This window comes from Rothia sp. HMSC061C12, from assembly GCF_001815755.1.
In the GTDB taxonomy this organism is placed as follows: domain Bacteria; phylum Actinomycetota; class Actinomycetes; order Actinomycetales; family Micrococcaceae; genus Rothia; species Rothia mucilaginosa.
The window spans coordinates 35,784-59,073 of the sequence record NZ_KV821867.1; the positions used below are offsets into that span (position 1 = coordinate 35,784).

Below are 23,290 nucleotides of genomic sequence, written 5' to 3' on the forward strand. Positions count from 1 at the left end.
TAAAGGTTGCCTTACTTAATACTGTGTGAAGACTAGTTTCCTTCCTCGTGGGCCCACGAAACCCACACCAAAGAGCAAGGAAAACGCGGCGCCTCACCACCCATCGGTGGGGGAGAGACGCACCTTCACACACCACCCACGAAAAAGGACATACATATGAACCTCGCTTCAAGCAAGGCATTCAAGGGCCTCGCCGTTGGATCGCTGGCACTGGCAATTTCCGGCGTTGCCACCATCCCCGCATCGTTCGCGGCAGACTCCACCCCGGCGGCAAGCCAGAGCACTGACGCTCGCACCATCACCGACAAGGCGATGGCAAAGATCACCCAGGGCCTGCCCGGTCAGTTCCAGGTCGCATACTCCAAGAAGACCAACAAGATTTGGGTTGCGGGCACTGCAGACCGCGACAAGCACGTTTCTACTATCGCTCGCATTGACGCAAACTCCCTGAAGATTGAGGCTGTCGCCGAGCTGCCCATCGTCAAGAACGACAAGGGCTACCAGTACGACGCAGCCTACGGCATCACCGTTGACGATGTAGACGGCACCGTTTGGGTTACCAACACCACCGACAACTCCGTGTCCGTGTACGATCAGGCAACGATGCAGCAGGTCTGGACCACCGCGGGTATCGCGGAGACCGACCCGAACTGGATTGAGCACCCCCGCTCCGTTCTGGTTGACCACGAGTCCGGTAAGGCTTTCGTGACCGGTCGTTTCTTCGTATCCGCGATTGACCTGAAGACCAAGCAGGTTGAGAAGATCCAGCTCGAAGGCGCACCCGACGGCGGCACCCGCTACATCAGCATGAACATCCTGGTTGACGGCGGTAAGCTGTACGTGCCCGAGCGTACCGGCGGCAAGATTTTCGTCATCGACACCAAGACCTTCAAGGTGGAGACCAGCTTCGACACCAAGGGCAACGCTGAGGGTGAGGTTCGCCCCTCCGACATCGCGATTGACCACTCCCAGAACGAAATTTACGTCTCCTCCCAGGGCGTGAAGGGAGCGAACTCCGGCGTGTCCATCTACGACGCGACCACCCACGAGTTCAAGAAGTTCATCCCGGTCGGCACCCAGGCACTCGCGCTGGACAACGACGAGGCGAACGACCTGGTGTACGTCTCTGACTTCGGCACCGGCAAGGTCGGCGTGATTGACGGCGGCGCAGCAGACAAGCTGATCGCTGAGGTCGCCATGAACGGCGGCAAGGCAAACGACCTGGTCGTACTGCCCAACGGCTCCGTTGTCGCTGTGGACAAGCAGGCTGGCGCAACCGCAACTGTGCCCTACGTCCTCGACGGCACCACCGGCACCGTCAGCACCTCAGATAAGGTCACCAGCAAGCCTTCTAAGGACAAGCAGGGCAACGAGGTTCCCGCCAAGACCTCCGAGATTCAGGCGAACTCCATCCTGAAGTTCAAGGTCACCGCAACCGCGGGCGACAACTCCGAGGTCAAGCAGGTCACCCCCGAAACCCGCGAGTTCCAGGGCTACCCGGCAACCGCCACCAAGACCACCAAGGCAACCGACACCACCACCCCCTCCACCGAGGCACACCGCACCGTGGATGCATCCGGTAGCGTTGCAAACATCATTCAGGGTCTGCCCGGCCAGTTCCAGGTTGGCTACTCCAAGAAGAACCACAAGCTCTTCGTGCCCACCGTGGGTGCGCGCGGCAATCTTGCTTCCTCCCTGGCGCGCGTGGATGCAGACACCCTGCAGACCGAGGCATTCGCCGAGCTGCCCGTCAAGCAGAACGACAAGGGCCAGTACGGCTACACCTCCGCGTACGGCGTGACCGTTGATGACGTGGACGGCACCGTCTGGGTTACCAACACCACCGACAACTCCGTGGCAGTGTACGACCAGCAGACCCTCAAGCTCATCTGGACCAACGAGGGCGTGAAGAAGGACGACCCGAACTGGATTGAGCACCCCCGCTCCGTTCTGGTTGACCACGAGTCCGGTAAGGCTTTCGTGACCGGTCGTTTCTTCGTATCCGCGATTGACCTGAAGACCAAGCAGGTTGAGAAGATTCAGCTCGAAGGCGCGCCCGACGGCGGCACCCGCTACGTGAGCATGAACCTGTTCCTCGACGGCGGCAAGCTGTACGTGCCCGAGCGCACCGGCGGCAAGCTCTTCGTCGTGGACACCAAGACCTTCAAGGTTGAGAAGACCATCCAGACTCAGGGTGAGGATTCCACCGTTGAGGTTCGCCCCTCCGACGTTGCTGTGGACCACTCGCTGAATGAGATTTACGTCTCTTCCCAGGGTGTGAAGGGCGTCAACTCCGGTATCTCCGTGTACGACCTGACCACCGGCGAGTTCAAGAAGTTCGTCAAGTTCGGCACCCAGGCGCTCGCTCTGGAGCACGATGAGGACCGCGACCTGGTGTACGTAACCGACTTCGGCACCGGCAAGGTGGCTGTCTTCGACGGCCGCGCTGACGAGGTCATCGGCGAGGTCGAGATGAACGGCGCAGCCGCAAACGACGTGACCCTGCTCAAGGATGGCTCCGTACTGGTCCTCGACAAGAAGGACCGCGACGAGAAGGTGACCCTGCCCTACGTGCTCAACGGCACCACCGGCGAGATCAGCACCGCCAGCGAGTACACCACCCTGCCCACCAAGGACCGCCAGGGTAACGACGTTCCCGCATCGGTTCAGCAGCTGAAGGCTAACTCGATTCTGAAGTTCAAGGTTGGCCTGAAGGACACCGACGCGAGCGCAGCTCCGGTGGGTATCACCCCGACTTCGCTTCAGTTTGCGGGTTACCCGACGGTGACCGGTGTGAAGGCTGAGGAGTCGAAGCCTGCTGACCCGAAGGCTGAGGACAAGAAGCCTGCAGATCCGAAGCCTGCTGACCCGAAGCCTGCTGACCCGAAGCCTGAGGATAAGAAGTCTGACGCTAAGACCGGTGCACAGGACTCCAAGCCCGCTCCGGATGCAGTGAAGGCTGATAAGTCCGGTTCGGCTGTGAAGAACGGTGGTTCCTCCGCAGGTGGTTCCGATAATTTGGGCGGTGGCTCCTCGGTAGCTAAGAGCGACGCAGGTTCCTCGCAGGCTGGTTCTTCGCGTAGCGCTCTGGCTAACACCGGTGCTAACGCTGTGATGCCGCTGGTTGCTTTCGCTTCTGTGGCTCTGATTGCGGGTGTTGCCCTGGTGATGCGCCGCCGCAAGGCATAAGCGTAGCGTTTAGTTTTCGGGCGTAAATGCTCGATGTAACGCGTGAGAAGGCGGGTATTTTCTCTTTCGGATTCTTCGAATCTGGGGGAGGGGTACCCGCCTTTTGTGTGCCCGCTTGGGCTAATGCTGGGTAGGTGGTTTTAGTACATATTTATATATGTGCACTTGCCTGTAAAAATATAGGTTTTGAATGTCGAGAAAATGTTTAACCCGTGGTGAATCTCGCTGGCGCGCCTCACCTAAACATTTACATTAATGTGTAAATATAAAAGCATCACAATACCCCTCGTGACCTGGGTTTTTGCCCGCAAGAGCAAGGAAAAACCGGGGAAGCGCCTCAACCTTCACGTGATACTGAAGGCGAATTAGGGGATCACTCACAAAAACACAAAACACGCCCACGTCGCTGCTTGTATTTTCCTGGGAAAACATTGAGGATTAGAAGGTAGGTAAATTTATGCGTTACCTGCATTTCTGCTTTTCGTGCCGTCGAATATGTCACCGCATATTCACGGGTGTCTCGTTAGCATTCGCATGCGGCATGTGAGCACTTCCGTTACACATTTAAAGGACACACATTGAACCTCACTCCCTCCTCGGGCAAAGCACTGAAGGGGCTCGCCGTCGGCTCCCTCGCGCTCGCAATCTCCGGCGCAGCCATGATTCCTGCCTCCTTCGCAGCACCGAACACCGCAAACCAGACCGCGACCCCCAGCGCATCGGCTCCTTCCACCGCATCGCTGAGCCGCGTTGTTGACACCTCCGCGTCCGTCGCGCAGATTACCCAGGGTCTGCCCGGCCAGTACCAGGTTGCATACTCTAAGGCGACCAACAAGATTTGGATGGTCGGCGTGGGTGCACGCGGCGACCTCGCCTCCACCATTGCTCGTGTCAACGCAGACACTCTTCAGATTGAAGAAGTAGCAGCGCTTCCCTTCGAGCTGGATAAGAACGGCGAATTCGGCTACATTTCCGCGTACGGCATCACTGTTGATGACGTATCCGGCACCGTGTGGGTTACTAACACCACCGACAACTCCCTGTCTGTGTTCGACCAGAACACCATGGAGCAGATTTGGACTAACCACGGCATCGCCGAGAGCGACCCGAACTGGATTGAGCACCCCCGCTCCGTGCTGGTGGACCACAACTCCGGCAAGGTGTTCGTGACCGGCCGCTACTACGTGTCCGCGATCGACATGAAGACCTTCGAGGTTACCAAGCTGCAGTTGGAAGGCGCCCCCAACGGCGGCACCCGCTACGTCGGTATGAACATGACCGTTGACGGCGACAAGCTGTACGTGCCCGAGCGTACCGGCGGCAAGGTCTTCGTCATCAACACCAAGACCTTCAAGACTGAGCAGGTTATTCAGACCCGGGGCGAGAATTCCTCCGTTGAGGTTCGTCCCTCTGACGTCACTATTGACCACTCCGAGAACGAAATTTACGTCTCCTCGCAGGGCGTGGACGGCGTGAACTCCGGTATCTCCGTCTATGATTTGACCACCGGTGCGTTCAAGAAGTTCGTTAAGTTCGGCACCCAGGCGCTGTCCATGGAGAACGACGAGGACCGCGACCTGGTGTACGTAACCGATTTCGGTACCGGCAAGATCGCCATCTTCGACGCCAAGGCTGACCGCGTGATTGGTGAGGTTGAGATGAACGGCGGTAAGGCTAACGACCTGACCGTCACCGAGGATGGCTCCGTCATCGCAGTGGACAAGCAGGACATTGCTAACACCACCGCGGCGGTACCCTACGTGCTGAACTCGAAGACCGGTGACGGCTCCATGACCGACACCTATACCTCCAAGGCGACCGTTGACCGTAACGGCAAGGCTGTTCCCTCCTCGCAGCAGAAGCTGGTTCCGAACTCCATCGTGAAGTTCTACGCTGAGGTTTCCGAGGGCGAGTTCACCTCCACCGCGACCATTAACCCCGCTAAGGTTCCTTTCCAGGGCTACCCGAAGCAGGCTACCGCAGTGCTGATTGACCCCACCCTGAACTTCGCTGAGGGCACTGTCGACATTACTCGCCCCTATACCTTCCATGTGTCCGGCTATGACTTTGAGAAGCCCCCGGCTGAAGGTATTCGCCTGTTCCTGGTCAAGGAAGGCGAATGGTCGATGGGTTTCGACAAGCTGACCGATAGCGAACTGGCAAGCATTCAGAAGGTCTCGACCGTCGTTCCGGCGAGCGCGTTCGTCTACAACGCACGCACCGGCAAGTACTCCTTCGACGCGACCCTGCGTGTTCCCGCGAACACCATGCAGTACAGCCAGGGCTACATGCTCGGTACCGTCACCGCTGGTTCTGACGTGGCAACCAACCGCAATTACGATTCGGCTGTTTCGCTGATCGTCAACGACGCGAAGGATGCCGGCAACGCAGATAACCGCGATGAGGCTGACGAGCCGGCATTCCCCGCTAACGCCTCGGCATCACCCTCCGCATCTGCTGCAGTTGCAGAGAAACCGGCGGCTGATCAGCCCAAGGGTGAGCAACCGAAGGCTGAGGAAGCTAACGACCAGCTGGGAACCACCGCGAAGACCGCGCCGCTGAAGAACTCTTCTTCGGTGAAGTCTGACTCCCAGCCTAAGGGCTCTAACTCCGATGCTCAGGTGAGCGCTTCGGCTACCAAGTCTGCGCCTCAGAGCAAGGGCTCGCTGGCTAAGACCGGTGCTCAGAACGTTCTGAGCCTGGCTGCTGTCGGTGCGTTCGCGCTGATTGCCGGTGCCGCTGTGATGGTGCTTCGCCGCCGTAAGGCATAGTTTCTTGCTCTAGTTTGAGCGGATGCGCCCCGTACACTGTGCGGGGCGCATTTTTGTGCCTTGATGCCGTGGTGTTGTGGTGCCGTGGCGCCTGAACGAGGCAGGCGCGGGCACGGAGGCGGGCGCTGCGGAGGTGCCGGATGGCTGTCGGGGGGGGGTCTGCACAGCTGGGGGAGGAGTCTGTTTTTAGGCCTTGCACTCAGTGTAAAATATGTGACTCATTTCACCGCTTTTCGATTTGGTTGTTTCTGGGAACCTCTGTATAGTTATATGTGTTGCCAGGGAGACCTGGTAAAAGAGATGTAAATCTCACGGCCCCATCGTATAGCGGCCTAGTACTCCGCCCTCTCACGGCGGCAACACCGGTTCAAATCCGGTTGGGGTCACCACTAGGAAAAAGCCTTGGTTCTTCGGAATCAAGGCTTTTTGTTTATACCTGTCTTTTTCAAGAAAGATTAAAAGCGAAAAGCCACATGTGTTTAAAACACATGTGGCTTCTCAGTGGTATAGGGGACCCGGAATCTACTGCGCCGACGCCTCAGCAGAAGCAGTAGTAGCCTCCGCCGAACCCTCCGCAGACGCAGTACCCTCAGCCGAAGCGCTCGGGCTCAGCGACGGAACCGGCGAAGCAGAAGCAGTACCCGGAGCGCGACGCACCATACGCCAAGTGCCGTCCTGGTAGTGCGCCACAATCTGACCAGCCACCGGCTTACCCGGGTACTTGAATACCTCGGTCAGCGGCTGCACACGATCATTAGTCTTGCTGTACACGCCAGCACCCTCAGCACCATCAATCACCATCTCGGTTGCCCAAGTGTAGTAGCCGGTGCGAGTATCCTTGGTCGGGCGGTCAGCAGTCAGCGACAGAATCATCGGACGCTCCGAACCGATCACCCAGCCGCTCTCCGAAGCGTACATGCTCTGGAAGAACTCAGCCACAGTCGAGTAGTCGCCGGTGTGGTCAATGTTCGTGAAGCGTACACCGTCACCGGTCAGCAGCAGGTAGTTCAGGGTAGCCTGCCAGTACGCGATGAACGCGTGCAGACCCTCAACACTGTTCTCGCGCAGTTTCGCCGGCTCCAAGGGAATCGCAACGTTTACAGCCTTGTGCTCCTTGGTACCGGGCTCAAAAGTGCCGGTGGAGGAGTAGTCGGCAAGAACGACCTCACCCTTCATGCTGGGGCCGGGCTCAACGGTGGTGGTTGCCTCCGCGGTGGGGGAGACGGATGCGGTTGCGCTCGCGGTCGAAGACTCGGTAGCGGATGCACTCGCGGTCACCGAAGACTCGGAGGACTTCGAGGAACATGCGGCAAGAAGCGCGGCGGTGCCCAGACCCAGTGCGGTCAGGGCGGTGCGGCGGGTATACATGGTAGACATGGGGCTCTTTCTGAGGTGAATAAAGTATGTGCCGGAAATGAACTAATTCCAGAATATCGCAGGGGAGCAGTCAGCCCAATGTCGTGTGCGCCTCCAACGCCGTAAAAGCGGCGGTAGATGACGAAAAACATGGGCCCCAGAGATTCTCGCACGACTACGATATGGCCGGGGTTCTAAGCGGAGGCGCCGGAGCTGCTCGCGTTTGAAGTGGGTGAGATCGGAGCTAGTTTGACTCGTTCATTCCAGACCGTCCATGCACCATCCTGATATTTCAAGGCAAAGAAGAAATCATAATCGCCAGTATTGCCATCCAATGAGGCCATGGGTAGTTCCCGGCCATCTGTATAGTGAATCGTTGTTTTCTTGTGGTAGCGGCTGGTGGCCCTCCAACGATACTGGTGCTCGTTAACCTGCTCTGGAGCGTCCTCGGTCAGGTTCGCTGAGACTGGTGCATCTGCGCCGTACATCCAGCCAGTGTTGCTCTTATAAAGCTCGGCGAAGGCTTCTGCCTTGTAGATATCGTTTCGGTTTATATCCACAGCCATGAAGGGTTCAATATCACCGGAGAGTATCAGGTAATTGAAAGATGCTACCCAGAATCCTATGGCGGCGTACATGCCCTCTGTCGTCTTGGCCCTCATCTTTGCAGGAGGAATAGGCTTGGGCGGATTCTCCGCCTTCTTCGAGCTGGTCGCGGGAACGTAGGTGCCGCGTGATTCGTAGCTGTTAAACTTCAGCTCGCCCTTGTAGGAGCGCTGTTCCTCGGGCGTGCTCGGGTCGCTGAGCGGGCGAATATCGCTGGCGCAGGCAGTCAAGGAGGCGAGCACGGCGGTGGCGGCGATGCCAAAGGCGGCGCGTCGGGTCACGAAGGTGGACATAAGGTACCCTTCAATAGATTATCGGTGTATCTATTTCAGGGTACCTTAGTGTATTTGGTTATGTTTATGATTTCTTCGTTGTCAAACCTTGGAAAATACTATAAAAGCTACGTTAGCTAACGAAAAGTGCCGTTTACCAGGGGAAAGTGTCATCATCTTCTTATGCTGCCGCTTTGCCGCGCTACCGCATCCTAAACGCTGAGGCCAGAATCGCTTCCGCCCGAGGAGCCGGGGGAAGTCGTCGAGGAACTCTTCGTCTCAACGGTGACCATCCACGCATCGTTTCGGTATTTCAACACAAAAGTGACCTCATCGTCGCTGGAGTCACCGCTCGTCTCAGCCAGACGAATGTCCCTGTCCTCGGGCACGTAATGGAGAACAGCATCCTTATGGCTACGGGCAACACCCTTCCAACGGTACTGCTCATCGTCAACCTTCTGCGGGGTCTCTTCGGTCAGATCAGCCACGAGCAGCGTCTCGGTGCCGTACATCCACCCCTCATTCTTCTTGTACAACTCTACGTATGCTTCCATCTTCCGCACGTAGATGACATCCATGTCCACGGCCTTGAACGGCGTGTCGTCGCCTGTAACCGTCAGATAATTCAGGGACGCAACCCAGTAGCCTATAGCTGCGTACATGCCCGAGGTCGTCTTCGATTTCATGTTCACGGGAGGGGTGGGCATAGGCGGGTTCTCCGCCTTCTTCGTGCTGCTTGCAGGGCGGTACGTTCCGGTGGACTTGTAGCTATTGAACTTCAGCTCGCCCTTGTAGGGGCGCATCGGGTCAACTACGCTCGGGTCCTCCAGCGGGCGGATATCGCTGGCGCAGGCAGTCAAGGAGGCGAGCGCGGCAGCGGCAACAATGCCCAGGGCAGCGCGTCGGGTAACGAAGGTAGGCATGAGAACCCCTCAATAGTTTGTTCTGTGCTCTTAAGCGTACCCGAGCAGGTTTGTTGACACATTCAAAGCCTGCACCTGCTCGTCTGCGGGAACAGTTCAACACGACCGTACGCAGGCCATGCAAACAAAAAGGGGAAGCTCCCGCACGCAGCCTCAACTGCATTCGAGAGCTTCCCTCACTTTTAGAACCAGCCGCTTAGAGGCGGGTTTTAGGCGCTAGCGCTGCTCTTCTCGGAAGAGGATGCATCAGCATCCTCATCACTGAGCATGTACCACGCACCGTCCTTGTAGTCCGCCGCGAAGTTGGTTGCCTCGCTCTTAGTGGATCCATCGACTAGGGGAGCGGGGTCCTGACCCTCAATGTGGATCTTCGCGTTGGGGTCATAGATGATGCGTCCGAGCCAATCGTAGCGGTTGGGTCCGCCCGCGACCTTCTTCGGGGCGTCGGTCAGAAGCTGAACGGTAACCGGCGTATCCGTGTCGTATACCCAGCCCCTGCCGGAAGAGTAGATGATAACAGCATTGCTGCCCTCGTTCGCATAGCGGCCTTCAGGGTCAGCCTTCTTGAGCGGCTCGTAATCACCGGTCATGAACATGTAGTTGAAGCTTGCCACCCAGTAGCTGAGGAACTCGTACATGCCCTCAATGGTTGCCTCGTTCATCTTCTCCGGAACAATAGGTTTCGGCACGTTCTGCGCCTTCTGAGTGTTGCTTGCCGGAACGTACTCGCCGTTCTTCTCGTACTTATCGAGCTTCACCGTGCCCTTATACGACTTCTTAGCGGAAGTAGTCGCAGATGCCGAGGCGGATGCGCTCGCAGACTCGGATGCGCTTGCCGAAGGCGAAGCCTCACCGGAGGTGGAGCTATCAGCCAGCGGGCGGATATCGCTAGCGCAGGCAGCCAGCGCCACAGCCGCGCCGGCACCGGTAGCAGCCGCTAGTGCGGCACGTCGAGAAAGAAAAGTTACCATGAAAAATCCTTAGGTGATATGTAGGGGAGGGAGCGAGTCCCTAGATTTTATGGGCCTGTGAGCGAAGTATATCCTCGCCGCTAAGACGAACGTTGCAACGATGCATTAGAAGTTATCAGAGTTTGCCTTATCGGATGCTTTAGCGCTTGGGCTTGCCGTGCCTTGGCCGCGTACCTTGGTGGGGTAAGTGAACCATTTGCCATCCTGATACGACAATTTCAGGTCGGAAAGCTCAGGTTCCATGGAAGTATTCTGGTACATGGGCCTGTTTCCCTTACCCTCAACATGCATCATCGCTTTAGGGTCCTTGGACAGCGTGATACGCCAGTAATAGAGAGGCTCGCTACCTTCCGCCTTTACAGGTTGCGGGGTCATCATCTCAACCTGGAGCGCATGCTCCGAACCGTAAAACCACCCCTCATTGGACTCGTAAAAACTCACGTAATCTTTGAAAGCCGTAACGTCCCTGCCGGAGGGGTCAGCTTCCTTCAACGGCTCATTGTCACCGGTGAGCACCAGATAGTTGACGCTGGCAAGCCAAAAACTAAAGGCAGAGTATGCGCCATCAATGCTGTTCTCATGCATATTCGCCGGCGGGCGGGGCTTAGGCACGTTCTGCGCCTTATGCGTCTCATCCGCGGGGACGTACTCGCCCTTCTTCTCGTAGTTGTCGAACTTCACCGGTCCCAGATAAGACTTCGCGGAAGAACCGCTCGCAGAGGCGGAGGGGCTAGCGGAAGCGCTCGCAGAGGCGCTAGGACTTGCGGAAGAGGGAGCCTCACCAGAAGCAGACGGGGAGCCATCAGCCAGCGGACGAATATCGCTGGCGCAGGCACTCAGCATCGTAATAGCGCCTGCACCGGCAGCTAGTAGGGCTGCACGTCGAGAAAGAAAAGTCGTCATCAGAAATCCTTAAATAGTGCGTATCAGAAGATGAGGAAATTTAGCTGTTGTTATCCAGGAGCATGCGCCACATGCCCTCTTTGTACTCCATGATGAACTTGGTCGTATGCGGAACCGTCTTTTCTTCCTCAACGATAGTCGCATCAGGCTCACCCTCAATGTGGTACTTAGCGGCAGGGTCATACGCGACGGTCACAAGCCACTCATAACGGTCCGGCTTATTAGCAACCGGCTGAAGCTCATTCTCCACAATCTCAATCTTGTACGGCTGATCCGAACCGTAAATCCAACCCAGACCCGACTCATAGAGCTTAATCATGGTCCTAGAGTTCCTCAGAAAAGCCTTCGCCGGATCCGCCTTCATCAGCGGCTCAACATCGCCGGTCAGAATCAGATAGTTCTGGGAAGCAAGCCAATAGCCCATCAGCGCGTAGGCGCCCTCGGGGTTGTTCTCCTTCATCTTCTCCGGGATAAGAGGCATCGGCACGTTCTGTGCCGGCGCATTCGCAGTCGCAGGGACGTAGGTGCCGTTCCGCTCGTAGTTATTGAACTTAATCGGACCCACATACGAGCCGGGCGTATGATCATCAGCAGGAGAAGGAGACACAGAGGCGCTCGCAGACGAGGAAGCCGAACCAGAAGCAGCACCGCCAGAGGAACCGCCCGAACTCTGCGACAGCGGGCGAATATCGCTAGCGCAAGAAGTCAGCGCAGCAAGAATACCGGTCGCACCCATGCCCAGGAGAGTACGTCGAGTGAAGAAGGTAGTCATCGGAAGCCCTTCGTTGGAGCCAATACAGAGCAAACCACGACGCCGTGCACCAGAGCATGCGTAGACGCCCTGTAAAGACCTATCAGTACGTCAATGTATACACTTTTAAGGTTACCCGAGAGCCACCTAATAGCCCCGTGACCGCCTCGAATGTTCAGAAAATTAAGACCCCACACCCAGCGTTTTACCAGGTGCGGGGTCTTACCGCATAAGAAATCACTACGAGAGCGAGCCCTCTGCAATGCGGTAGCTAAGCGGCGCTCGACAGCTCCCACTTGCCGTCCTTGTACTCCAGACGGAACCTCGCCACCTTCTTCTTCGACTCATCAGCGCTCGTCGCCTTCTCAGGCTGACCCTCATAATGCCGCATCATCTTCGGGTCCATGTAGGAATAGCCTTCCCAAATAAAGCGAGTATTGTCGCTGCCCGGCACCTCACGAGGAGCATCCGTCAGCAGCTCAACAATATACGGAGTTTCCGTACCGTACACCCAGCCCAAACCCGATGCATACAGTTTCAGCGTGCCAGGATACTTCTCTATGCCGTAGCCATCATGGTAAACAACCTCAATCGGTCCAGGGTCACCCGTCATCATCAAATAGTTCAAGCTAGCAAGCCAGAAACTCAAGAAAGCATACGCACCATCAACGCTGTGCTCCTTCATATTCGCCGGAGGAACAGGCTTCGGCATATTCTCAGCCTTATGCGTAACACTCGCCGGAACGTACTCTCCGGTCTTCTCATAGCTATCGAACTTCATCGGACCCTTATAGGACTTACCTGAAGACGGAAGACCCGAAGCAGCAGAAGCACTCGCAGACGCTGAAACAGAAGGAGAAGCCGAAGCACTTGCAGAAGCAGACGCAGTTTCGGAGGCGGTCGCCGCCTCCGACGGAGAAGCCGAGCCGGTACCACCAGCCAACGGGCGAATATCACTGGCGCACGCAGTCAACGCAGAAAGTGCACCCGCAAAAGCAACACCCAAGGCGGTACGTCGAGTGAAGAAAGTAGTCATCAGAAGTCCTTCGTCGGATTCTTCACCCACAAAGCCGTCGGTACGGGGCTCACAACCTGCAGGCAAAGACCACATGTAGTACGTCAATGTATATACGTTAAGCGTACCCGAGGCACCCTCCGCCAACTCAGAACATTTGTTGAGTTTCCCCTGGGTGTTCCCTGGGTTTCCGCAGAGTTCTGGCAGCGTTTCGGCAAAAAGAAACCCCCGCCCACGGTGCATTACCGCAGGTGGGGGAGAAGCCTATTCACGCTGTCAAAGACAATGGCCTAGACAGACGAAGAGCTACCAGAAGAAGCAGATGCAGAAGAGCCCTCATCGCCGGTAAGCATAAACCACTTACCGTCCTTGTACTCCACAGCAGCCTTCATCAGCTTGCCGTTCGGACTAGAAGACGTCTTGAAAGGTAGGTCAGACTTGCCCTCACGATGAATCTTTGCATCGGCACTGTAGTTCATGTAGCCCGGCCAGTTATAACGGGTACTGCTACCGGAAGCCTTCTGCGGTGAACTACTAATCAACTCCATAGTAACCGGGGTGTCCGTACCGTACATCCAACCCAGATCACTCTCGTACATCAACGTAAATTCCTGCAGGCTCTTCGCATACACATCTGCAGGGTCAGCCTTCTTCATCGGCTCAGCATCACCGGTCATCAGCACATAGTTGAAGCTCGCCAGCCAGTAGCCGATGAACGCATACATGCCGTCAACACTCTGCTCGTTCATGTTCGCCGGAACGAGAGGCTTGGGCACATTCTGTGCCTTCTTCTCAGCCGTGGCAGGAACGTACTCACCCTTCTTCTCGAAGTTATCGAACTTCACAAGGCCCTTATAGGACTTGTCGGAAGAGGAAGACGAAGCCGATGCTGAGGCGCTCGCGGATGCGCTTTCGGACGCACTTGCTGAAGCCTCACCGGAGGGGGAACTATCAGCCAGCGGACGGATATCGCTAGCGCACGCAGTCAATGCCGCCAGTACGCCGGCACCGGTAGCACCCAACGCCACGCGACGGCTCACACCAGCAGAGACGGGGGAAGGGCTCATCATTATCAGCCTTTCAAAAGAAGTCAGCAAAGGAAATTGAGTGAGTTGACACCCCCATCATACCGGCAAAAACGCAGATACCCATTAACGGTCGTCGTATGGTGCCGATGACATAGCAACCTCACGCCGCTGCGAAGCATTACCGAGTTCCGGCAAAAAGAAACCCCGCCCACGGTGCATTACCGTGAGCGGGGGAGAAGTCTATCTTAAGCTCCCAGAAGGCTTAGACAGAAGAAGACTTGCTGGCGCTACCAGGCCCAGAAGAGCCATCCTCGTCGGTGAGCATAATCCACTTACCATCCTTGTACTCCACGCCAACCTTCGTCAGATCCTGGGAGCTATCCTCCATAAAGGGCTCATCCGGACTCACGCCCTCAGTATGAACCTTGATGTCGGTGCTGTACCGCATGTATCCCAACCAGTCATAGCGAATTCGGCTACCGGAAATTTTCTGCGGCAAATTAGAAAGCAGCTCAAGAGTAACCGGGGTATCCGCACCGTAGAGCCACCCCAGATTATTTTCATAGGCAGCCGTCAAATTCTGGTATTCCGTCAGTATGTCCGTAGACTCAGCCTTCTGCAACGGCTCAGGATCGCCAGTCATCAGCAGGTAGTTGAAGCTCACCAACCAATAGCCGATGAACGCATAAATACCATCAATGCTCTGCTCGTTCATGTTCGCCGGAACGAGGGGCTTGGGCACGTTCTGTGCCTTATGAGTGGCGGTTGCCGGAATGTACTCGCCGTTCTTCTCGAAGTTATCGAACTTCACGAGGCCCTTATAAGGCTTGCCGGAAGAAGCAGAAGGCGAAGCGCTAGCCGAGGCACTGGGTGAGGCACTAGCTGAAGCGCTCGCGGATGCACTAGCAGAACCGGAAGCGGGGCTTGACGCTGAGCCATCAGCCAGCGGGCGGATACTACCAGCACACGCAGTCAGTGCAGCCAGCACACCGGTGCCGGTCGCGCCCAGTGCTACGCGGCGGCTCACACGGGTAGATATGGGGGAAGGGCTCATCATAATTGGCCTTTCAAAAGAGGTCAACAAAGGAAATAGAGTGAGTTGACACCCTTATCATACCCTAAAGTGCGTGAATGACTATCAAATGTTGCTATTCATGTACTTTTGAGTAGAAGAAACCCAAAAAGCTGCAATTAGTGCACTAGGAAGCCGAGGGGCTCGCAGAATCCGAGCTCTTATCAGCATCCTTATCCTTCTGAGTGCTCATAAACCAAGCACCCTCCTTATACTCCACAACAATCCGCATCGCCTGGCCCTGAGAATCCTCAGCCCCCACAAGGGACTTATCGCGGTTATCGCCCTCGGTCAGATGCCTCTTCGCATTCTGATCAACCAGGGAACGAGCACGCCAGAAATAACGAATACGGTCACCCTCAATCTGCGTGGGAGTATCCGTCAACAGGTACACAGACATCGGCTCACTCGTGTCATAAATCCAGCCGCGACCCGTCTCATAGAGCTTAACCATCGGCTCAAGCTCCTTATAGTAATCGCTGCTCGGATCCGTCTTCTTCAACGGCTCAATATCACCCGTCAACGCCAAATAATTAAAACTAGAAATCCAATAGCCAATCAGCGCATAAATACCGTCAACGCTCAGCTCCTGCACCTTCTCCGGCATAATCGGTTTGGGTACGTTCTGCGCCTTCTGCTCAGCCGTAGCAGGAACATACTCGCCGTTCTTCTCAAAGTTATCGAAGGTGACCTTACCCTGATACGACTTATTCGCAGGCGGTAGCGCCGACGAAGCAGACGGGCTCGCTGAAGCACTCGCGCTCGCCGAGCCAGACTCAGCAACATCAGCTGGTGGATGCACCGTACGCGCACACGCAGACACCACAGCGGCAAGACCAATACCGCCCACACCCAATACGGCGCGGCGGCTCAAAGCGATGGACTTAGAAGAAGAGCTAGTCATCAGCAGTCTTTCGAAGAGGTCAACAGATGAGGAGGAGGAGTGAGTCGACACCCCCATCATACCGGGCACACCTTATAACAACCCTAAAGCACAAGTGAATAGCAAATAGCTTGGGACAACTGGGCACACACGAAGAAACCCCGCGGCCGTTATTCCGAATATTTTCGAAGAAAGAACAACAGCCGCGGGGCAAAACAACTGGAGGGGCGTACAACCTAGCGGAGAAGATGCGCAAAATTACGGCGCGCCTTCGCCACCTTCGGGCTCACCACAAACGCACAATAACCCTGCGCCGGGTTCAACGCGTAATAATTCTGGTGATAATCCTCAGCCTCATAGAACACGCCCAGGGGCTTAATCTCGGTCACGATGGGCGCATCAAAGAGCTGCTGGGCCCGTTCCTTAGCTCGCTCCGCCAGCTCGCGCTGCTGCTCGTCCTCGTAGAAAATCACCGAACGGTACTGCGAACCGGTATCCGCGCCCTGACGATCCCAGCTGGTCGGGTCGTGGCTCGTAAAGAAAATATCCAACACCGTATCCAGGTCAATCACCTGCGGGTCAAAGCTGAGCTTCAGCGCCTCCTGATGGCCGGTCGCACCCGAGCACACCGAACGATAATCAGGGTCGGGAGTCTCGCCACCCGTGTAGCCGCAGACGCTCGCCTCAACCCCGCGGAACTGGCGGTATACCGCATCCAGGCACCAGAAGCAGCCGCCGGCAAGAACAACATCAGTCATGATTCCTCCTCGAACTATAAAACCACACTACCTGAAGAATACCGCCGAGCCGCATAATATTCCTGCGCTACTGCAGGCTTTGGCGTAAACCGCCACCTGCCCCGCCGCGCCACCTGCCACAATAGAGGTATGACTGAAAAACTAGAAACCCCCACCCTCGCAGAAGTCGTCGACGCCTTCCACACGCTCTTCCCTCCGCAGCTCGCCGCCGGATGGGACGCCTCCGGCCTCGTCGCCGGACGTGGCGCCGCTAAAGTAAGCACCGTCCTCTTCGCAGTAGACGCCCTCACCGCCACCGCCGAAGAAGCCGTAGCCGAAGGCGCGCAGCTACTCATCACCCACCACCCGCTGCTGCTCCGCGGCGCAAAGTTCATCCCCGACAGCGACTACAAGGGCAACGTTCTGCACACCCTCATCGAAGGCGGATGCGGCCTGCTCGGCGCGCACACCAACGCAGATGCCGCCGTTGAAGGCGTGAACGAAGCACTCTGTGACGCTATCGGCCTGATTGACCGCGAACCGCTCACCGAAGCGCAAACCCAGGTACTTGACGAGCAGGAACACGCGGTAGGCACCGGTCGCCTCGGCACCCTGCCCGAAGAAATCACCCTCAAGGAGCTCGCAGAACGCCTCGCAGCGGCACTGCCCGCAACCGCCGGTGGCCTGCGCATCGCCGGACGCGCTGACCAGCCGATCCGCCGCGTCGCTCTCTGCGGTGGTGCCGGTGACTCTCTCTTCGACGCGGTGCGCGCCACCGACGCGCAGGTGTACATTACCGCCGACCTGCGCCACCACCCCGCCAGCGAATTCCGCGAAACCGCACGAGTCGACGGCAGTAACATCGCCCTGATTGATTGCTCCCACGCCGCCAGCGAATCCCTCTGGCTGCAGTCGGCGGCAAACCGCCTGCGCGCCCTGCTCGCTGAGCGCGGCTTTGCTATCGAAACGAAGCTGTCCGCACTGAACACCGACCCGTGGGACTTCACCGTCTCCACCGGCGTGGCAACCGGTCATGACGCGCACTCGGCAAGCACGGAACCCGCCGCCGCATGGACCAGCTTGACTGAAAAGTAAACGCTGAAAGTAGCCGCTGCGTAGCTGCCAAGAAGCAAGCTTCAAAAATTTAGGCACAGTAAAGCCCGGCCTGTACGAACCCGACAGGAACCTTTCCCAAGGATCCTCAAGGGAACGTGCAGACCGGGCATTACTTCTGTGGGGCATTACTTCTGCCGGGCATTGCTCTGCAGGGCTTGGGGGCCCAAACGCGGGCGGTCTAAACGACCTTACTTAGCGCGAGCCTGGAACGCCTCAATCAGAGTCTCCAACTCACCGTGAGTCACCATGTGCTGAGCATCGAAAGCGCCGCTAGCGTTCAGCACCACCTTGTTCTGCTGAGCCCACAGAATCTCACGGTAGAACGCCGAACCGGGAGCCACATCGCTGTACGGGGAGTCGCCCTTAACCGCGGGCGAACCAGCCGCACGGTAGGTGAACGCCGCAACGGTAGCATTCGAAATGCCGGCATCAGCGTGGAACTTGCCGTCCGACCATCCGAAGGTAATACCCTTCTGACGAGCCCACACGTAAGCAGGGAAGTTCGGGTCGTCAGTCTTCACATCCGGCCAGGGGGAAGTCTCAGGCAGCTTCACCTCGGGGGTGCCCGCCTGAATGTACAGGGCAGTTGCAAGCTCACCGCGAGTTGCAGGGGTCTTCAGCTTCTCATCGGAAGGAGCAGGCTTCTGGTCATCCTCCTTCTTGGGGTCCTGCGCGTTGGGCAGGTTTGCATCCCTGTAACCGTTCGTGCCGTTCAAATCCAGGTCCTGCCATGCAAGCAGGGTACCGCGGCCCTCGGTAGGCTTGCCCACGACCGGTGCGAGTAGCTCGCCCTTCTCGCTGTAGCCGTCATTAGCCCAGACCTCAATCACGTACTTCTTCGAAGCATCCAGGGTGTTTGCCGGAACATGCACTTTACCGTGCAGGTTGCCGTCACGGTACGCCGAGTACATGGTGGGGTGGTCAAACTCGATAATGTCGCTGGTTGCCAGAACCGGGGTGTTTGAGCCCTTCTCACGGATGGCGAGGTGAACACCCTTAGCAGAGCGGATATCGCCGTGGAAGCCGCCGCCGCTAACATACAAATTCTGCGCCTGCGCGGGATTGCCCAAAGCGTTGTATGCCAAGCTAGGATCGAACGGCTCTGCCCTCTTACCCAGAGTCTGCAAAGCCTGGGTGCTCACCACGTTCTTGCCGGTCCACAGTTCCTGAGCGGTCAGCGGCTTCTGACCCTTCTGCTCAGCAACCACGTGAATCTCGTAGTGGACATCGTACTTGGTGCCGCCGGTCGGATCCTGGGCATAATCATCATCGACGAAGTAGTAGGCGGCAAGGTCGTACGCCTCAACCTTCAGGTCAGCCTCAAAAGTGCCGTCATCGGCAATGGTGAAGTCCTGACCCTCCACAAAGCGCAGCATCTTCGAAGTCGGAATCTCGTAGCCGGAAGGCGCGTAGTTCGCGGGGGCAATGTACAGTGCCACGGTACCGTGCTGAGCACGCCACTCCTTGGTGTAGCCTGCTCCCTTCACATGGACGGTACCGCCCTCGGTCGTTACGAGGAAGACGTTTACGCCATCGTAGTTGTAGCCATTGGGGAGAGACACATCCAGGGTCGGGGTAGCCGCAGCGACCTGGTGAGCTGCCTGAGGGGTAGCGGCAGCAACAGCGGCATCAGCGGCAGGGGTCGCATTCTGAGCCAGTGCCGGGGTCATCGGCAGAACCATAGCACCAGCCAACGCCAATGCGCCGCAACCCTGAGCAGCGCGGAGGAAAGAAGACTTAGAGTTCGGAAGCGAGGACATAATACATCCTTAAAAGTTGTTTCTCGTGGAGCTGTGCCGGCTCACCGGCGGGTAGGGAATTCGCCGTTGAATCTGCATACACCCTATGAGAAAAGTGGTTGGAAGCCCCGTCGGTTTCGGGGACATTTTCACCCTATCAAACCCTCTAAACGATGTCAGGAAACACTCAAGAGAAGCTTGAAGGTTCTGAGGTATTTCACAGGTTGATCAGCCGATAAAAACCGAACCCCGTGCATCCTGAGAAGAAGACTCTCAGGGTTCACGGGGTACTAAGGCTAGAGCCAGTCCGGCTTACTTAATTAATTTTGCTCAGGGTGAAGAAAACGAGTCGAAAAATAGTACATCATCCATTCCAGCTCGCCACGAGTCACGGGGGATGCTGAATCAAACACGCCGCCCCCAGGATTGATAATACTCTGCTGAGTCACCCACAGAATCTCGCGGTAGAACGCGGAACTCGGCGTAATATTCGGGAAGGACGAAACACCCTGCACCTCCGGCGAACCAGCCGCACGGTAGGTCAGCGCAGCTACGGTAGCGTTCGAAATGCCGGCATCCGCGTGGAACTTGCCGTCCGACCAGCCGAAGGTAACACCCTTTTCACGAGCCCAAATGTATGCGGCGTAGTTCGGGTCGTCCGTCTTCACATCCGGCCACGGGGAGACCGCCGGGAGGTCCACCTTGGGGCTTTCCTTCAACCTATAAAGGTAGGAAACCAGCTCGCCGCGGGTAGCGGGCTGTTTATCTTCATCGCCGTAAAGATTTGTCGAAAAGGTCTCACGGCGTACATCGCGAGGGTTAGCAAGCGTGAACTGGTGAACACCCTCGAACTTCAAGTCCAAACTGGCCAAATAGCCACCGCGGTGCTCCGGTGCATAACCCACCAGCGGGGTGATCAGAGTCTTATCCGTCTCGCTGGCATAGCCGTAATCACTCCGCGCCTCAATAACGTACTGCTTGGAAGGGTCCAGAGTGTTCGCCGGAATCTTGATGGTGACGAAAGCGAAGCCTCCCTCCAGAATGTTCGAGTAGGTTTCCTTGTCGTATTGGTAGTACTTTATGTCACTCATGGCCAAGACAGGGGAGCCGGTACTCTTCTCACGAATGAGGTACATCATGCCCTTCGATCCATAGAGATCCCCGTTGAAGCCCACGCCCTGAATCAGCAGCTCCTGATCCTTCGTGGTGTCCTTCAGAGCATCGTACTTAAACATGGGTGAGAACGTACCAGGGTGATAATCATTGGCGTTCAGAGCCTGATGAGCCACAACATTCTTGCGAGCCCAAATATCCTGAACGGTCGACTGCTGCTGACCCTTAGGTTCGGCAAGGATACCGACCTCGTAACGCACCTTCTCCAGGGTCATATCCGGGGCGTACTCCGTGAGGGGGTAGTAACTCTCCAAAGTGTCGGGCTTGATCTTCAGGTAAGCGTCAAAGGTGCCGTCATCTTCGATGGTGAAGTCCTTACCCTCTTCAAAACGAAGCATCGACGTGGAAGGCTCCACATTACCAGGACGGTCCTGAGTAGCAGCAATATAGATGACCACGGTGCCGTGCTGCTCGCGCCACTCCTTGGTGAAACCGGTGCCCTTCACCGTCATTTCGTTGTACTCACCGGTGTACAGGGCGTCGCTCTTTTTCCTGAAGAGGTCACGTCCGTCCAGGAAGTCGTACTCCCCATAATCAACGGTGAAAGACGGCTCAGCCGCAACATTCTGGGTTGCAGGGGTATTGGCAGTCGGCGCGTTAGCCACAGGTGCGTTTGCGGCGGGTGCTGCATCCTGCGCGAGAACCGGGGTCATCGGCAGAACCATTGCGCCCGCCAGCGCCAGTGCACTGCAGTTGCGAGCCGCGTGCAGGAATGAAGACTTAGAGTTCGGAAGTGAGGACATGAGACATCCTTAAAGTCGTTTCTCCGGGGCTGTGCAGTCCAGAGCTGTGCAATCCGGGGAGGCGCAATCTGAGGTGGTGCGAGCTCACCGGCGGGTAGGGAATTCGCCGTTGAATCTGCATACACCCTATGAGAAAAGTGGTTGAGTACCCCCGTCGGTTTCGGGAGTACTCCCACCCTAGCAAAGTGTTGAACAGTTGTCAGGAAACACTCAAGGAACGCTTTAAGGTTTTCGAAAATCTCACACAGTGAGTAGCTGTTAAACGCTGAAACCCCGCGCTCCCAAACAGAAAACCTGTTCGAGAACACGGGGTATTCAGCTCAGAACTAGTCCGCCTTACTCAGCGTGGTTCTACTTGGCACCGTTCTACTTAGCTCGATTCTGGAAGTTGAACAGCATCTGCTCCAGCTGACCACGATTCACCAGGTCCGTCGCATTAAAAGCGCCGAAATCCGGATTGATGACATACTGCTGCGTGGACCACAGAATCTCACGGTAGAAGGCGGAACTCGGATTAACATCCGTGAACGAAGAAACACCGGAAACAGCCGGGGAACCCGCTGCGCGGTAGGTGAACGCCGCAACGGTAGCGTTCGAAATGCCGGCATCCGCGTGGAACTTACCATCAGACCAGCCGAAAGTAATGCCCTTCTGACGAGCCCACACGTAGGCGGCGTAGTTCGGGTCGGTGGTCTTCACATCCGGCCAGGGGGAGGTCTTAGGGAGGTTCACCTTGGGGCTACCAGCCTGAGCGTACAGCGCCGCAGTCAACTCGCCGCGAGTAGCGCGCTGCTGCTGCTCCTGGTAGGTGAGCTTCGAGGTGAAGGTCTTGTATTCTCGCGCGGGCGCAGTAGCATCCATGAAGTCCGGAACACCCTCAAACTTCAGATCCTGACGGCCCATAAGAACACCGCGGTGCTCCGGCGCCAAACCCACAATCGGGGTGATGAGAGGCCTGTCCTTCTTGGTGAGGTCGTAGTCGTAGTCGCTCCACGCCTCAATGACGTACTGCTTAGACGAATCCAGGGTGTTTGCGGGGATCTTGATGGTGCGGTAAAGAGTGCCTCCCTCCAGGCGGGTTACGCCATCGGGACCTTCATAGTAGGACTTCATATCGCTCATCGCCAGGACGGGGGTGCCGGTGCCCTTCTCACGAATCACGTACATGGCACCCTCACGGCCGGGCAGCTCCTCACCAACGAAACCCTCACCCTGGACCAGCAGTTCCTGATCCTTCGTGGTGTCCTTCAGAGCATCATACTTCCACTTAGGTGCCATGACTTCAGGATGGTAGGCGCGGGTGTACATCGGGTGGTGGGCGATAACGTTCTTGCGAGCCCAAATATCCTCAATGCTCGACTGCGGCTGGCCCTTAGCCTCGGTCAAAATACCCGTCTCGTAACGCACCTCATCCAGGGTGATACCCGGGAAATAATCGATGGGAGTGTAGAAACTCTCCAGAGCCTTAGCCTTGATGGTCAGCTTTGCCTCAAAAGTGCCGTCATCGGCAATGGTGAAGTCCTTACCCTCTTCAAAGCGAAGCATCGAGGTTGAAGGCTCTGCGTTACCGGGGCGATCCTTCGTAGCGGCAATGTAGAAGACAACGGTGCCGTGCTGCTCACGCCATTCCTTGGTGAAACCGGTACCCTTCAGGGTCACGGTGCCGCCCTCACCGGTGTAAAAAATGGTGTCATAGTCGGTGGAGTACGTCGGCTGCGCGGCAACATCCTGAGCCGCAGGCTTGGGGGTCACAGCATTTGCCGCCGGTGCATTAGCAGCAGGTGCCGCATCCTGGGCGAGTGCCGGAGTCATCGGCAGAACCATCGCACCAGCCAGCACCAGTGCGCCGCAACCCTGCGCCGCACGGAGGAACGAAGACTTAGAGTTCGGAAGCGAGGACATACATCATCCTTACGGGTCGTACCCACCGGGATGATGCAGTTTCATAGGGTTTCGGGGTGAGAAATCTCCGTCGAATCTGCGCCAACCCAATGAGAAAAGTGGTCGAATATCCCCGTCGGTTTCGGGGACATTTTCACCCT

Annotated in this window: 17 protein-coding genes and 1 tRNA gene; 4 read left to right on the forward strand and 14 right to left on the reverse strand. The window is 56.9% G+C overall.

The annotated features are described in order from the left end of the window. The first annotated feature begins 156 nt into the window (after window positions 1-156). The 3 genes from HMPREF3055_RS04720 (at window position 157) to HMPREF3055_RS04730 (ending at window position 6,349) form a co-directional block, all read left to right on the forward strand. Window positions 157-3,189, forward strand: coding sequence for a DUF5074 domain-containing protein (locus HMPREF3055_RS04720; protein ID WP_070738296.1), 3,033 nt, complete (start codon window positions 157-159; stop codon window positions 3,187-3,189). 578 nt (window positions 3,190-3,767) lie between these two features. Continuing rightward, window positions 3,768-5,960, forward strand: a complete 2,193-nt coding sequence (locus HMPREF3055_RS04725; protein WP_070543173.1) for an LPXTG cell wall anchor domain-containing protein — start codon at window positions 3,768-3,770, stop codon at window positions 5,958-5,960. 313 nt (window positions 5,961-6,273) lie between these two features. Next, window positions 6,274-6,349 (forward strand) — tRNA-Glu (locus tag HMPREF3055_RS04730). Between the two features lie 133 nt (window positions 6,350-6,482). On the opposite strand, the gene HMPREF3055_RS04735 is transcribed toward HMPREF3055_RS04730, so the two are convergent. The 11 genes from HMPREF3055_RS04735 to msrA form a co-directional block, all read right to left on the reverse strand. Next, on the reverse strand, window positions 6,483-7,337 hold the full coding sequence (locus HMPREF3055_RS04735; RefSeq protein WP_070738298.1) for a DUF6318 family protein: 855 nt from the start codon (window positions 7,335-7,337) through the stop codon (window positions 6,483-6,485). 173 nt (window positions 7,338-7,510) lie between these two features. Beyond that, on the reverse strand, window positions 7,511-8,215 hold the full coding sequence (locus HMPREF3055_RS04740; RefSeq protein WP_070738301.1) for a DUF6318 family protein: 705 nt from the start codon (window positions 8,213-8,215) through the stop codon (window positions 7,511-7,513). Between the two features lie 191 nt (window positions 8,216-8,406). Further along, window positions 8,407-9,117 carry a DUF6318 family protein gene (locus HMPREF3055_RS04745; protein WP_070738303.1) on the reverse strand — a complete coding sequence of 237 codons (711 nt, stop codon included), beginning with the start codon at window positions 9,115-9,117 and terminating at the stop codon, window positions 8,407-8,409. A 209-nt stretch (window positions 9,118-9,326) separates the two neighbouring features. Continuing rightward, on the reverse strand, window positions 9,327-10,088 hold the full coding sequence (locus tag HMPREF3055_RS04750; protein ID WP_070738305.1) for a DUF6318 family protein: 762 nt from the start codon (window positions 10,086-10,088) through the stop codon (window positions 9,327-9,329). A gap of 105 nt (window positions 10,089-10,193) precedes the next feature. Further along, the gene (locus HMPREF3055_RS04755) at window positions 10,194-10,991 is read right to left on the reverse strand and encodes a DUF6318 family protein (RefSeq protein WP_070738307.1); all 798 of its coding nucleotides are present in this window, start codon (window positions 10,989-10,991) and stop codon (window positions 10,194-10,196) included. 40 nt (window positions 10,992-11,031) lie between these two features. Continuing rightward, window positions 11,032-11,763, reverse strand: coding sequence for a DUF6318 family protein (locus tag HMPREF3055_RS04760; RefSeq protein ID WP_070738309.1), 732 nt, complete (start codon window positions 11,761-11,763; stop codon window positions 11,032-11,034). A 250-nt stretch (window positions 11,764-12,013) separates the two neighbouring features. After that, the gene (locus HMPREF3055_RS04765; RefSeq protein ID WP_070690157.1) at window positions 12,014-12,778 is read right to left on the reverse strand and encodes a DUF6318 family protein; all 765 of its coding nucleotides are present in this window, start codon (window positions 12,776-12,778) and stop codon (window positions 12,014-12,016) included. A 269-nt stretch (window positions 12,779-13,047) separates the two neighbouring features. Beyond that, entirely contained in the window at window positions 13,048-13,827 is a 780-nt protein-coding gene (locus HMPREF3055_RS04770) for a DUF6318 family protein (protein WP_070690159.1), read from the reverse strand. A gap of 220 nt (window positions 13,828-14,047) precedes the next feature. Further along, the gene (locus HMPREF3055_RS04775) at window positions 14,048-14,842 is read right to left on the reverse strand and encodes a DUF6318 family protein (RefSeq protein WP_083318010.1); all 795 of its coding nucleotides are present in this window, start codon (window positions 14,840-14,842) and stop codon (window positions 14,048-14,050) included. 142 nt (window positions 14,843-14,984) lie between these two features. Beyond that, window positions 14,985-15,761: a DUF6318 family protein gene (locus HMPREF3055_RS04780; RefSeq protein ID WP_070690160.1), complete on the reverse strand. Its 777-nt coding sequence runs from the start codon at window positions 15,759-15,761 to the stop codon at window positions 14,985-14,987. 215 nt (window positions 15,762-15,976) lie between these two features. Beyond that, a complete protein-coding gene (gene msrA, locus HMPREF3055_RS04785; RefSeq protein WP_070690163.1) occupies window positions 15,977-16,498 on the reverse strand; it encodes a peptide-methionine (S)-S-oxide reductase MsrA in 522 nt (173 codons plus the stop codon). A gap of 129 nt (window positions 16,499-16,627) precedes the next feature. Between msrA and HMPREF3055_RS04790 the strand changes: the two genes are divergently transcribed. Further along, window positions 16,628-17,572 carry a Nif3-like dinuclear metal center hexameric protein gene (locus HMPREF3055_RS04790; protein WP_070643146.1) on the forward strand — a complete coding sequence of 315 codons (945 nt, stop codon included), beginning with the start codon at window positions 16,628-16,630 and terminating at the stop codon, window positions 17,570-17,572. A 209-nt stretch (window positions 17,573-17,781) separates the two neighbouring features. Here HMPREF3055_RS04790 and HMPREF3055_RS04795 read toward each other — a convergent pair whose 3' ends face one another. The 3 genes from HMPREF3055_RS04795 to HMPREF3055_RS04805 form a co-directional block, all read right to left on the reverse strand. Continuing rightward, the gene (locus HMPREF3055_RS04795) at window positions 17,782-19,353 is read right to left on the reverse strand and encodes a gluconolactonase (protein WP_070688842.1); all 1,572 of its coding nucleotides are present in this window, start codon (window positions 19,351-19,353) and stop codon (window positions 17,782-17,784) included. A gap of 299 nt (window positions 19,354-19,652) precedes the next feature. After that, window positions 19,653-21,248, reverse strand: a complete 1,596-nt coding sequence (locus tag HMPREF3055_RS04800) for a hypothetical protein (RefSeq protein WP_049349969.1) — start codon at window positions 21,246-21,248, stop codon at window positions 19,653-19,655. A 366-nt stretch (window positions 21,249-21,614) separates the two neighbouring features. Beyond that, window positions 21,615-23,150: an S-layer homology domain-containing protein gene (locus HMPREF3055_RS04805; protein ID WP_070688840.1), complete on the reverse strand. Its 1,536-nt coding sequence runs from the start codon at window positions 23,148-23,150 to the stop codon at window positions 21,615-21,617. Between the last annotated feature and the right edge of the window lie 140 nt (window positions 23,151-23,290).